The organism is Accumulibacter sp. (assembly GCF_036625275.1).
Taxonomy (GTDB): Bacteria; Pseudomonadota; Gammaproteobacteria; order Burkholderiales; family Rhodocyclaceae; genus Accumulibacter.
This window is the reverse complement of record NZ_JAZKUD010000002.1, coordinates 165,710-178,430: the sequence shown is the minus strand read 5'-3', so window position 1 is coordinate 178,430 and position 12,721 is coordinate 165,710. Positions and strand designations below refer to the sequence as shown.

At 60.1% G+C, this 12,721-nt stretch carries 11 protein-coding genes; 9 read left to right on the top strand and 2 right to left on the bottom strand.

Annotation, left to right across the window (positions count from 1 at the left end; all coding sequences use genetic code 11):
* Nucleotides 1-66 precede the first annotated feature (66 nt).
* The 3 genes from def to htpX all read left to right on the top strand — a co-directional run bounded on the left by def (nucleotide 67) and on the right by htpX (nucleotide 2,407).
* Complete coding sequence (gene def / locus V5B39_RS02075; protein ID WP_332341056.1) at nucleotides 67-570, top strand: peptide deformylase; 504 nt, start codon at nucleotides 67-69, stop codon at nucleotides 568-570.
* Nucleotides 567-1,493 carry a methionyl-tRNA formyltransferase gene (fmt, locus tag V5B39_RS02070; RefSeq protein WP_332341055.1) on the top strand — a complete coding sequence of 309 codons (927 nt, stop codon included), beginning with the start codon at nucleotides 567-569 and terminating at the stop codon, nucleotides 1,491-1,493. The genes def and fmt overlap by 4 nt, the downstream gene beginning before the upstream one ends.
* Nucleotides 1,494-1,561: 68 nt before the next feature.
* Nucleotides 1,562-2,407 (top strand): zinc metalloprotease HtpX, encoded by an 846-nt coding sequence (gene htpX, locus V5B39_RS02065; RefSeq protein WP_332341054.1) that lies wholly within the window; start codon nucleotides 1,562-1,564, stop codon nucleotides 2,405-2,407.
* Nucleotides 2,408-2,474: 67 nt separating this feature from the next.
* Here htpX and V5B39_RS02060 read toward each other — a convergent pair whose 3' ends face one another.
* Together V5B39_RS02060 and V5B39_RS02055 are read right to left on the bottom strand one after the other, a co-directional pair.
* Nucleotides 2,475-3,410, bottom strand: coding sequence for a S1/P1 nuclease (locus V5B39_RS02060; RefSeq protein WP_332341052.1), 936 nt, complete (start codon nucleotides 3,408-3,410; stop codon nucleotides 2,475-2,477).
* On the bottom strand, nucleotides 3,400-4,299 hold the full coding sequence (locus V5B39_RS02055; RefSeq protein ID WP_332341051.1) for a cation diffusion facilitator family transporter: 900 nt from the start codon (nucleotides 4,297-4,299) through the stop codon (nucleotides 3,400-3,402). The genes V5B39_RS02060 and V5B39_RS02055 overlap by 11 nt, the downstream gene beginning before the upstream one ends.
* 221 nt (nucleotides 4,300-4,520) lie before the next feature.
* On the opposite strand from V5B39_RS02055, the gene rsmB reads away from it, so the two are divergent.
* The 6 genes from rsmB to V5B39_RS02025 are packed head-to-tail and all read left to right on the top strand — an operon-like array spanning nucleotide 4,521 to nucleotide 12,693.
* A complete protein-coding gene (gene rsmB / locus V5B39_RS02050; RefSeq protein WP_332341049.1) occupies nucleotides 4,521-5,756 on the top strand; it encodes a 16S rRNA (cytosine(967)-C(5))-methyltransferase RsmB in 1,236 nt (411 codons plus the stop codon).
* The gene (locus V5B39_RS02045) at nucleotides 5,731-6,357 is read left to right on the top strand and encodes a DUF4390 domain-containing protein (protein WP_332341048.1); all 627 of its coding nucleotides are present in this window, start codon (nucleotides 5,731-5,733) and stop codon (nucleotides 6,355-6,357) included. The genes rsmB and V5B39_RS02045 overlap by 26 nt, the downstream gene beginning before the upstream one ends.
* The gene (locus V5B39_RS02040) at nucleotides 6,354-8,507 is read left to right on the top strand and encodes a sensor histidine kinase (RefSeq protein WP_332341047.1); all 2,154 of its coding nucleotides are present in this window, start codon (nucleotides 6,354-6,356) and stop codon (nucleotides 8,505-8,507) included. Before V5B39_RS02045 ends, V5B39_RS02040 begins: the two co-directional genes overlap by 4 nt.
* Nucleotides 8,508-8,509: 2 nt before the next feature.
* Nucleotides 8,510-9,772, top strand: coding sequence for a sigma-54-dependent transcriptional regulator (locus V5B39_RS02035; protein ID WP_332341046.1), 1,263 nt, complete (start codon nucleotides 8,510-8,512; stop codon nucleotides 9,770-9,772).
* 15 nt (nucleotides 9,773-9,787) lie between these two features.
* Nucleotides 9,788-11,227, top strand: a complete 1,440-nt coding sequence (gene trkA, locus V5B39_RS02030) for a Trk system potassium transporter TrkA (RefSeq protein WP_332341175.1) — start codon at nucleotides 9,788-9,790, stop codon at nucleotides 11,225-11,227.
* Between the two features lie 11 nt (nucleotides 11,228-11,238).
* Nucleotides 11,239-12,693: a TrkH family potassium uptake protein gene (locus V5B39_RS02025; RefSeq protein WP_332341045.1), complete on the top strand. Its 1,455-nt coding sequence runs from the start codon at nucleotides 11,239-11,241 to the stop codon at nucleotides 12,691-12,693.
* Nucleotides 12,694-12,721 lie beyond the last annotated feature (28 nt).

Genomic DNA, 12,721 nt, shown 5'->3' with positions numbered 1-12,721 from the left:
GACGTCGGCATTGTCAAGACAGCGTGCTGGATTTTGCACGTAGTTACTTCTTCGATCAAGCTTTTTATGTCTCTACTACCGATACTTCGCTTTCCCGATCCGCGCCTGAAGAAGCTTGCCGTGCGCGTTCAACAGGTGGATGACAGCATTCGTCGCCTGGCCCGTGACATGGCCGAAACCATGTACGAAGCGCCCGGGATTGGTCTTGCTGCCACACAGGTAGACGTACACCAACGCGTGATCGTCATTGATGCTTCCGAAACCAGAGATCAGTTGCTGACCCTGGTCAACCCGGAAATCATTCTGCAGGATGGCCTACAGGTCTGTGAGGAAGGGTGCCTGTCGGTGCCCGGAATTTACGACAAGGTCGAAAGAGCGGAACGTGTCGTCGTTCGCTACCTCGATCTGGAAGGACACGAACAGATTATCGAAGCAGTCGGTTTGTTGTCTGTGTGTCTGCAGCACGAAATCGATCATCTGCAAGGGCGCGTCTTTGTCGACCACCTGTCGCAATTGAAACAGTTGCGCATCAGGAACAAGCTCGCCAAGCAGGCACGCATCACCGCATGAAACTGATCTTTGCCGGCACGCCAGAATTTGCTGCAATTTCCCTGCGGGCCATCATTGCCGCGGGACATCAGGTCGTACTGGTACTGACCCAACCGGATCGCGCTGCCGGGCGCGGACTCGCACTCCATGCGTCGCCGGTCAAGCAACTGGCGGAGTCGGTTGGAATCGAGGTCTTACAGCCCCTGAGCTTACGGGACTCCCTGGTGCTGGAGCAGATACACAGGGCTGCTGCCGAAGCGATCATCGTGGCGGCCTATGGGCTGATATTCCCGCAAGCAGTACTCGACATACCCCGCTTTGGCTGTATCAACATTCATGCCTCGTTGCTGCCACGCTGGCGAGGTGCCGCACCAGTGCAGCGTGCGCTTCTCGCCGGTGACCAGGAAACCGGCGTTTGCATCATGCAGATGGACGCAGGGCTCGATAGCGGCCCGGTACTGATGTCAGCACGGCAGCCGATCAACGAAGACGATACGACTTCTTCGCTACAGGATCGTTTGGCCGAGCAGGGCGCCTTGCTGATCGTCGAGGCGTTGGCGTGCTTGCCACTGCAAGCCCAGCCACAACCACCGGCAGGGATTACCTACGCGGCCAAGATCAACAAGGCGGAATCAGCGCTCGACTGGCGTCTTCCAGCGGTTCAACTGGAACGGCAGGTGCGCGCCTTCAACCCGGTTCCGGGTGCGTCGTGTTGTCTTGACGGCAATTTGCTCAAGGTCTGGCGCGCCGAACTGGTGGCTGGCGTTGGCCTGCCCGGAGAGATTCTCGCCGTACAGCGAAATGGCATTGTCGTCGCCTGTGGTGAGGGGGCTCTGCGTCTTGTCGAGTTGCAGAAAGCAGGCGGCAAACGGCTTGCCGCGGCACAGTTCCTGGCTGGTACGCCGGTCGTACAGGGTTCCCGGTGTGCGTTGAGCATGCCTTGAAATGTGGCGTCGACACCCCATCTGGCTGTTCAGATGAGAACCAAGCTGTATGGATGGAGGATTTTACGATGCTCGGCAACTGGCTGAAAACGACTATCCTGATGGCCGCGATCGTTGCATTGTTTGGCACCGTGGGGGCACTCATGGGCGGCAAGTCGGGAATGCTGTTGGCGTTGCTCTTTGGCGGTGCGATGAATTTCTTCGCCTACTGGTTTTCAGACCAGATGGTGCTCAGAATGTACAATGCTCGCGAGGTGGATGAAACCTCGGCACCACAGTTCTACAGTATGGTCAGGGAACTTGCCCGGCGTGCCGCGCTGCCGATGCCGAAAGTCTACCTGATCGACGAAGCGCAACCGAATGCTTTTGCTACCGGTCGCAACCCGGAAAACGCTGCGGTCGCTGCGACAACGGGAATTCTCCAGTTGTTGTCGGCACGCGAGATCCGTGGAGTCATGGCACATGAGTTGGCACACGTTCGGCATCGCGACATCCTGATCTCGACGATTTCAGCGACCATGGCTGGTGCCATCTCCGCATTGGCCAATATTGCGGTATTTTTTGGTGGTCGTGATTCGGAAGGGCGTCCAAGCAATCCTATGGCCGGCCTACTTGTCGCCCTGCTCGCGCCGCTGGCCGCGTCGCTGATTCAGATGGCCATCTCCCGTGCGCGCGAGTTTGAGGCCGATCGTGGAGGTGCTGAAATCTGTGGTGACCCGAGGGCGCTTGCCGATGCCTTGACAAGAATCGACGCCTACGCTCGCGGCATTCCGTTGGCGCCGGCCGAAGCGCATCCTGAAACAGCTCAAATGATGATCATGAACCCCCTGTCGGGCGGTGCGGTTGCTGGTCTGTTCAGCACCCATCCGCCGACTGAAGAAAGGGTGGCCCGGCTACGCGCCATGGTCCGCTAAGGTCCACAAATCGGTCTTGTTTCACGTGAAACATGGGTTGCCAGCCGCCGCTGCCTTGCCACACGCACTATCGCAACAACTGCTGCAACAGCGCCGCAAGACGATAGCCTGCTTCGGTGACACGACGGTTTGCGATGGTCAGTGCTTGGTTGTGAAAGTCGGCAGTGATCGTTGGCGCAGCATCGATTTCCGGTGGATAGGCGTGCTCACTGGCAATCTGCCAGCTTTCATCGATCCATTGCTCGGGTGTTCCCGTAGCCGCCGGAGTTGCATAGCGACTGGTCAGGGCAATGGCCGTGCTGTGCAATCTGCTGCCGTTCAGCCAGGGTGGCCCCGGCAGATCATCCCAATACCGGTGCAGACTGGTCGATGAAGCGTGTGGCTGGAAGGGGTTGTTGATCGTTACCCTGTTTCCGCCCTGATCGCTTCGTCCGTCCGGGCCATAGCGGCTCGCAGCGTGCAGCGGTTGATGTGCGTCGCCAACGAGGTGGATCAGCCAGGGTAGCGCGTAGGCGCGCGCGCTGGGCTTTTCCTTGCGGTCGCCGACGATTCTGGCGAGCGCTACCAGTTGCCGATCAATGACGCCCGGCGACGGCAGCAGACGATCGTACCAGCCCACGGGACGATCAACGAAATGCCAGCTCAGCCGCCTTTCCATATCGGGGAAACCGGGCTGGGTCGATGTGGGTTCCTCGCTGCCCGCAGTGTAGAAGCGCTTGTCGCGGCGAATGTCGTCGGGCCAGGTCGAGGCTTCGAGAAAGGCCGTCAGGTCAGGATCAGCGCCGTTGGCCCGCAGCTGCCAGTGCTCAAAGTCCGGATGCTGTTCCAGGATGGCCGCAACCGCATTTCGGGTGGGTGCATCCATGTGTTCCCAGGCGATCATGGCGCTGATCCGATGCCCGGCGGCATTCCAGGCCGCAGCCGGAAAAGCCAGAACCCACAGCAGGCTCATCGGCAACAGCCGCCCAAAGAATTTTGCAACCATCGTTCGTCTAGCGGTCAAGGTTGATATCGTCCTGTGAGACTGGATCGTCCAGCGGTTCGAGATGGGTGAATACCGACGTATGCGGTAGCACTTGACGAATTTCGCGTTCGATATTCTCGGCAAGTTGATGACCACGGTCGATGGTCCACTCTCCCGGTACGAGGACATGCAGGGAAATGAAGCGGCGCGCACCTGACTCGCGGGTACGCAAGGCATGATAGTCGATGCCCAGCGCACGGTAACGATCCAGGATGGTGAGTACCAGTGCGTACTGCTCCGGCGGCAGGCTGCCATCCATCAGCCCGGCAGTCGTACGTTGCAGCAGGCGCCAGGCAGTCCACACGATATTGCTGGCGACCAGCAGGGCCAGCAGCGGGTCGAGCCACAGCCATCCCGTGGCGGCCACTCCGGCAACGCCAAGAATCACGCCTGCCGATGTCCAGACATCGGTTAGCAAGTGGTGTGCGTCGGCTTCGAGGGTGATCGATCGCCGACGCTGGCCGGCAAGCAGCAGGATACGACCGACGACAAGATTGATCAGTGAGGCCAGCACCGATACCAGCAGCCCAACCCCGATTTGCTCAAGTTCCTGCGGATGAAGAAGGCGTTCAACCGCGGCAATGGCGATGGTCGCAGCGGCCAGCAGGATCAGCAGTCCTTCGAATCCACTCGAGAAGTACTCGGCCTTGCCGTGGCCAAAGGCGTGTCCTTCATCTGCAGGCCGCTCGGCGACCGTCAGCATTGCCAGCGCCATCATCGCACCAGCCAGATTGACCACCGATTCGAGGGCGTCCGAGAGCAGTCCGACGGAACCTGTCAGTAGCCAGGCCATTCCTTTCAGAGTCAGCGTAACGAGTGCCGCGGCGATCGACAGCCATGCGTAGGATTTGAGTGAAGGCGAAACCATGGCCGCATTATCGTTTGTCAGCGACGATCTCGCCATCATCAGGCATCGTGCTAAACTCGTCAGATCCTTAATCGCCACCCATCCCGGCCTTGCCTTCCTCTCCTTCTTCTCCTTCGCCGCGCGCGCTGCGCGTGCGCAAACCGACGCTTCCGGACCAAGGTTCATCGCCGTCGTGCCCGGATGGGCCGACGCCATCCACGCTGGCACCGGATTCGCTCGCCTTGAGCCTGTCGCTGGCGGCACGGGTGATGGCACGCGTGCACGCCGGACAGAGCCTGACGCAAGCGCTGTCCATCCTCGGTAAAACGGCGCCTGCCGCCCGTGCTGCGGCCCAGGACGTGGTTTACGGGAGCTTGCGCCGGTACGGTTGTGGTGAGTTCATTCTGCGGCGCCTGCTGCAAAGATCGCTGCCGCATCCAGAAGTGCAGGCGCTACTGCTGGGAGCGCTTTACCGTTTGCAAACGCGACCCGAATCCGGCTACATGGTAGTTGATCAGGCCGTGGCGGCGGCTGGCGAACTGGCAGGCGGCGGCTTCAAGGGGCTGGTGAATGGCGTGCTGCGAAATTATCTGCGCCAGCGAGAGGTCCTGCATGCGGCCATGCTCGATGATGACGAAGCCGCACAACAGCATCCTGTCTGGTGGCTGGCACGTTTGCGGCGTTGCTATCCGGAACATTGGCAGAACATCGTGACGGTCGGTAATCTCCCGCCACCGATGACCCTGCGTGTCAATCGGCGACGTACCACGCTGACTGATTATGCAACACATCTGCAAAGTGCAGGCTTGTCGGCCCGGCCGGCGGGATGCGACGGACTGATTCTTGCCAGACCAGTTCCGGTCGATGCCTTGCCAGGCTTCGTCGACGGACGGGTATCGATCCAGGACGCCGGCGCCCAACGTGCTGTACACCTCCTTGAACCGCTCGCCGGCCAACGTCTGCTCGACGCGTGTGCGGCCCCCGGCGGAAAAACCGGGCATCTGCTTGAAATGGCGGACATCCAGTTACTGGCACTCGACATCGACGGCCATCGCACACGCCTTGTCGAGGATAACCTGCAGCGCCTTGGCCTGCAGGCGACGGTACAGGTGGCCGATTGTCGAGCGACCGATCAGTGGTGGGATGGCCAGCCATTCGACGCCATTCTTGCCGATGTACCTTGCTCGGCGTCGGGCGTTGCGCGTCGGCACCCGGACATCAAATATCTGCGCCGGGAGAGCGATATCCGACGCTTCGCTCGCATCCAGACCGAAATTCTTGACAAGCTTTGGCCACTGCTGAAACCAGGCGGCAAGCTGCTTTACGCGACCTGTTCGGTTTTCCCCGAAGAGAACGGTGCGCAGATCGATGCGTTCCTCTTTCGCCAACCAGCCGCCAGGCGCCTAGCCGAAGAAAGACTCCTGCCGCAGGAAGAACATGACGGATTTTATTATGCCTTGCTACGGAAAGCGGTTTAGCTCCCTGCTCCTGGGACTGCTGCTGCTGTCTGTTTTGGCTAGCGGGTGGGCTGCCGACATCAGCGTCCGCAACCCAAACCTTTCCGCAGGCGACGACGGCTACACGCTGGCCGCAGATTTCAATATCAATCTCAACGCCCGACTCGACGAAGCCATCGCCAGGGGCATTACCCTGTACTTTGTCGTCGATTTCGAGCTGAGCCGTTCGCGCTGGTACTGGCTGGACGAACAAGTGATTAGTCGCAGCCAAACCTATCAGCTTTCCTACCATGCGCTGACGCGCCAGTATCGTTTGTCGAGCGGTGCCTTGCATCAGAGCTTCGCTTCGCTCGACGATGCGCAGCGCATTCTGTCGCGATTGCGTAACTGGCAGGTCCTCGACAAAGGATCGATCAAGGTCGATCAGACCTATCTCGCCGCCGTGCGCATGCGCCTCGACCTGTCGCAGATGCCCAAGACCTTTCAGGTCAACGCCTTGGCCAACCGGGACTGGAACCTCTCTTCCGACTGGGCGCGATGGAACTTCACCCCTGTCGAAACAGCCCCGTTCACCGCAACAGGGACTCCAACCTTGGCGGCCCCTGGCGTAGACGCCAAATGAAAGTACTGATCGTCGCCGCCGCATCGTTTGGCGGCATCCTGCTGTTTCTTCTGGCATCGGCAAGCGCCAATACGGCGCTCTTCGCCAGTCATTACCCGTGGCTGCTCGGATTGAACGCGATTGTCGCCCTGTCGTTGCTGGCGCTGATTGCCTGGCAATTACAGGCGCTCTGGCGAGAACATCGGGCGCAGGTATTCGGTTCGCGCCTCAAGCTTCGCCTGATGCTGATGTTCGGTCTCATGGCCGTCCTGCCGGGGGTGCTGATTTACGCGGTATCGGTACAGTTTGTCACCAAAAGCATCGAAACCTGGTTTGACGTTCGCGTCGAGAAAGCCCTCGAGGCGGGATTGAACCTCGGTCGCAGTGCGCTCGATTCCTTGCTCGAAGACCTTGCGATCAAAGGACAGGCAATGGCGATGGAACTCGGCGAACGTTCGGAAGCGCAACGGCGGCTCGAACTCAGTCGCTTGCGTGAGCAGAATGGCGTGCAATCTGCAGCCTTGTTTTCGACCAGTGGCGAGTTGCTGGCAACGGCCACAGGTGATCTCACCAACCGGCTGCCCGCACAGCCGTCGTCCGAACAATTGCGCCGTGCGCGCAGCGAGCGCAGGTACGCGGTCATTGAAAGCAATGGTGAGAAGGACTTCAGTCTGCACGTCCTGGTGCCCGTTCCGCCGTCGGGCCTCGGCGCCGAGACGCGCATTCTGCAACTCACCGAGCCAGTCCCGAGTGCTCTCGCATTGAACGCCAACAGTGTGCAGGCCGTATATGCCGATTATCAGGAACTCTCCTTGGGGCGCGAAGGGCTGACCCGGATCTATGCAATGACCCTCACCCTGACCGTGCTGCTGGCGTTGTTCACCGCCATCGCATTGGCCTTCGTGCTGGCCCGTCGTCTGTCGGCACCCCTGTCCATCCTCGCCGAGGGTACCCAGGCTGTGGCGGCTGGCGACTACACTCCCCGGCAGGCGATCTACAGCCGTGATGAACTGGGCATCCTGACGCGCTCATTCAAGCAGATGACCAGCCAGCTGGATGAGGCGCGACGCGATAACGAACGCCACCGCGCCGAGCTTGAAGCTGCACGTGCCTACCTGGAATCGATTCTGGCCAATCTGTCTGCCGGCGTCCTCGTCTTCGACCGGCGCTTCGTGCTGCGGACGGTGAATGAGGGCGCACTGACCATCCTCGTTGACGACTTTGCCGGTCTGCGCGGAGAGGCTGCAGCCGTCTGGCCACGCCAGCAGATGCTGGGCCAGGCCATCATCGATGCCTTTGCCGAGGGCCAACGCACGGAATGGCAAGAGCAGATCGAACTTGAGCATCCCAATGGACCGCCACAGATCCTGCTCCTGCGGGGGACGCAGCTCCCGGATGAATCGCACGGTGGCTATGTCGTCGTTTTCGATGATGTGACGCGACTCATCGCCGCCCAGCGCAGTGCTGCGTGGGGTGAGGTGGCCAGGCGGCTGGCGCACGAGATCAAGAACCCCCTGACGCCGATTCAGTTATCCGCCGAGCGTCTGCAAATGAAGCTCGCCGACCGGCTCGGCGGCGCCGATGCCGAGATGCTCGCTCGCTCGACCCAAACCATCATCATGCAGGTGCAGGCGATGAAGCGGATGGTCACCGACTTCAGTGACTATGCGCGCATGCCTGCACCCGAACTGGCGGCCGTCGACCTCAACGTACTGGTCGTCGAGGTGCTCGGTCTCTATGAGACCTCACGGGCCTCGATCGAACGAAATCTCGCTGCCAGGTTACCGCCGGTCTGGGGAGACAGCACCCAGTTGCGGCAGATCATCCACAATCTGCTGCGCAACGCCGAAGAAGCACAGGAGGCAGTGGATTCGCCCTGTATCGTGATCGGCACACGCCGTACCGACCATATGGTCGAACTGTTGGTGAGCGATCTGGGACCGGGGTTTCCACCCGAAATCATGGCGCGAGTCTTCGAGCCCTATGTCACCACCAAGGCACGCGGTACTGGCCTGGGCCTGGCGATCGTCAAGAAGATTGTTGATGAACACCACGGCCGCATCAGGATCAACAATCGTCAGCCAATCGGCGCCGAGGTCAGCATCCTGTTGCCGCTGGCAGCGCTGCCGGCACCTCGGCGACGCGCAAGCCAACTTCCTTCCGAGGCCTGATCATGGCGCAAATACTGATCGTCGATGACGAAATGGGAATTCGTGAGTTGCTTTCCGAAATTCTGGCCGATGAAGGTCACTCGGTGTGGCTGGCCGAGAACGCTGCTGCAGCGCGCAAGTTGCGCGCCGACAAGCGGCCCGACCTGGTTCTGCTGGACATCTGGATGCCCGATACCGATGGAATTTCGCTGCTCAAGGAGTGGTCCGCGGGCGGCCTCCTGACGATGCCGGTGGTAATGATGTCGGGTCATGGCACGATCGACTCGGCTGTCGAAGCGACACGCATCGGTGCCACCGATTTCCTCGAGAAACCGATTGCTCTGCAAAAACTGCTGCTCACTGTCAAGAAAGCGCTCAAGCACGAAACGGTGATGCTCAAGAAGCCGTTGACGCTCGATGCCTTCGCTCGCTCCCCGTTGCTCAAGGACCTCAAGAGGCGCCTCGAGCAGGCTGCAGCGAAAACCTCGGTACTGCTCCTCAAGAGCGCCTCCGGCAGCATCGCCGAAATTTGCGCGCGCACCTTGCAGACACACCGGGCACCCTGGCTGGATCTGTCGACATCGAGCGCGCCGTTGACGCAGGAAATGCTGCAGAACGCTGGCGGCGGTATCGTTTTCATCTCCGATCTTGCACAGCTCGGAAAACTGCAACAGATGAATCTGGTCTTTGCACTCGAAAGGCTCGAAAGACACAATCTGCAGTTGGTCGCTGCGTCGACCCGGCCGCTGGCAAGCCTGGTCGACGCCGGCTGGGACCCGGGGCTGGTCAACCGCCTGGGCGAAGTCTGGGTAGCACTACCGCAGATCTCCGGCCACGCCGACGATGTTCCCGAGATTGCCAGCCTATTGCTGGCCCATCTCGCCGAGCGTGGCGAGGTTCCGCTACGGCATTTCTCCAGCAGCGCCCAGAACTCACTCCGTTTGCACCATTGGCACGGTGAGTGGGCAGAACTGCTGACGACCGTCAAGAATCTCGCACTCTCAGCCCTCGATGAAGAAATCAGTGCCGATGACGTCGCCCGTATCCTGCAGATCGAGGTTGGACAGAGCGGTGCCTCTTCATCCCTACCGGCGATGTTTTTCGATCAACCGCTGCGCGAAGCCCGCGAGGCCTTCGAAAGGATGTATTTCGAATATCACCTGACCGGCGAACGCGGTAGTATGACGCGTTTGGCGGAAAGGACCGGCCTGGAACGTACCCACCTTTACCGCAAATTGAAGCAACTCGGGCTCAACGTTGGCCGGCGTGGTGACGAGCGCGAGTAAAGTCCAACCAGGGGGATCAGGAAAATGCACATCGTCATTCTCGGTGCTGGCCAGGTAGGTGCCAGCGTCGCCGAAAGTCTCGCCTCTGAAAATAACGATATCACGGTGGTTGATAGCGACCATGAACGTCTGGCGCAGTTGCAGGATCGCCTTGACCTGCAGACGGTGGTTGGCAATGCGGCGCATCCATCGATATTGGCCAATGCTGGTTTGCTTGACGCCGATCTGCTGATTGCCGTCACTCAGAGCGATCAGACCAATCTCGTCGCCTGCAAGGTGGCACACAGCATTTTCAACGTTCCGGCGCGGATCGCCCGGCTGCGCGCTCGCGACTTTCTGGACAGTGAAAAGCTGCTGTCCCCGGAGAATTTCGCTGTCGATTATGCCTTGTGTCCTGAACAGGTCATCACCGAGTACATTACGCGTCTGGTCGATTTTCCTGAAGCATTGCAGGTGCTCAGTTTTGGCGACGGTCGTCTGGCGCTCGTCGCCGTTCGTGCCTACGCCGGTGGCCTGCTGGTTGGGAGCCCGATCAAGGAAATGTCCAATCATCTGCCAGCGGGAATCGACGGACGCATCGCGGCGATCTTTCGTCGCGACGGGGCCATGACCCCCACCGGCGAAACGATCATCGAAGATGGAGATGAAGTCTTCCTGCTGGCTGCCGAGGAACACATTCGGACCATGATGCGCGAACTCCGACGCTCCCTGGAGCCTGTCCGGCGGGTGATGATCGCCGGCGGCGGCAATATCGGGCTGCGCGTCGCTCAGGCGCTCGAGAGCAAGTGTCAGGTCAAGGTCATCGAGCTGGATCGGCGCCGCGCCGAGTTTGTCGCCACGACCCTCAAGTCGGCGCTGGTACTCAGCGGTGACGCCACCGACGAGGAGTTGTTGCAGCAGGAAGCGATCGATGAAATGGATCTCTTCCTGGCGCTGACCAACGACGACGAAGATAACATCATGGCCGGGTCGCTGGCCAAGCGGATGGGCAGCAAGCGCGTGGTGGCACTGATCAACCGGCGTGCCTATGCCGAACTGGTCCAGGGCGGGCCGATCGACATCGCGATTTCGCCGGCACAGGTATCGATCGGTACGCTGCTGACCTACGTCCGTCACGGCGATGTGGCACAGGTGCACAGTCTGCGCCGTGGCGCTGCCGAAGCGCTCGAAATCGTCGCACACGGTGAGCAGAAGAATTCGAAAGTGGTTGGCCGGCGCATCGGTGAGTTGCCCGAGATTGCTGGCGCATTCATCGCGGCGATTGTGCGCGATCTCGACAAGAGCCGGAAGATCGGCTTTTTCGGTCTGGCCAGACAGAAGCAGAGGGGCCGGGTACTGATCGCCCACAAGGACGTGATGATCGAGTCCGGAGACCACGTGATCGTCTTCTGCCTTGACAAGAAGGTGGTCAAGCAGGTGGAAAAACTGTTCGCAGTCGGTTTCCATTTCTTCTGAGAGGAACCGCCATGCAACGCTATTACCCGGTGATTCGGGTTCTCTCGCTGGTGATCTGCATTTTTGGTCTGACCATGCTGGTTCCCCTGGCCTTGTCCTGGGCGATGCAGGACGGTGCCGAGAATGCCTTCGACGAGGCGGTCCTGCTGACTGTCGGGACCGGTCTGGGGTTGTGGTATGCAACTCGCAAGGAGAAGCGTGACCTGACGATTCGCGACGGTTTCCTGATGGTCGCGCTGGTATGGACGGTCTTGCCGGTCTACGCCGCACTGCCCCTAGTCATACAACTTGGTGCGAGTTTCACGGATGCCTATTTTGAAGCGGTCTCCGGTCTGACCACGACCGGTGCAACAGTCTTCGAAGGACTGGACACCATGCCGGTGTCGATCAATTTTTGGCGTTGCCAACTGGTCTGGCTCGGAGGCATGGGCCTGATCGTTCTGGCGGTGGCGATCCTGCCTTTGCTCGGAATTGGCGGCCGCCAGATGTTCAAGGCGGAAACTCCGGGACCGATGAAGGACTCGAAAATGACCCCGCGCATGGCTGAAACGGCAAAGGGCCTGTGGGTGGTCTACACCTTGATCTCGATCGGCTGCATTCTGGGCTACCGTTGGGCCGGGATGACCTGGCTCGATGCGATCATGCACATGTTCACCACCATGGGGCTCGGCGGTTTCTCCAGCCACGACGCGAGCTTCGGATTCTTTGATTCGCCGGCGATCGAAGCGGTCAGCATCGCTTTCATGCTGATCGCGGGCTGCAATTTCGCGACCCACTACGTCGTTCTTTCCGGTCGTTCGCTGCGCCCTTATGTGACCGACCCGGAAGCCGGGGCCTTTCTCCTGGTCACCCTCGGCAGTGTCGTCGCGATCGCCGTCTATCTCGATGCGCATGGGGTCTATCCGGGCTTTGTCGAGGCGCTCAGGTTTTCGGCCTTCAACGTCGTCTCGATCGCGACGACCACGGGATATGCCAACACCGACTATGCCCTGTGGCCTTTCTTTGCTCCGTTGTGGATGTTGTTTCTGTCGAGTTTTGCGACCAGTGCGGGTTCGACAGGAGGCGGCATCAAGATGATCCGCGCCATCGTGCTCTACAAGCAGGTCTACCGCGAACTGACACGCGCCATGCATCCCAATGCCGTGCATCCAATCAAGATCGGCAGCGAGGTGGTGCCTCCCAACATTCTCTTCGCGGTGTTGGCTTTCGGCTTCATGTACATGGTGTGCATCGTTTCGATGACGCTGGCGCTTTCCTTCTCCGGGCTCGAGATCATTACTGCTTTCTCGGCGGTCGTCGCGAGCATCAACAATACCGGGCCGGGTCTCGGCGAAGTCGGTCCGGCAACCAACTTCGGCGGTCTGACCGACTTCCAGACCTGGGTGTGTACCTTCGCCATGCTCCTCGGTCGCCTCGAAATCTTCACCCTGCTGGTGGTCATGACCCCGGCTTTCTGGCGCAAGTAGAAGCGAAAAAGTGGATAATCGCAGTTTC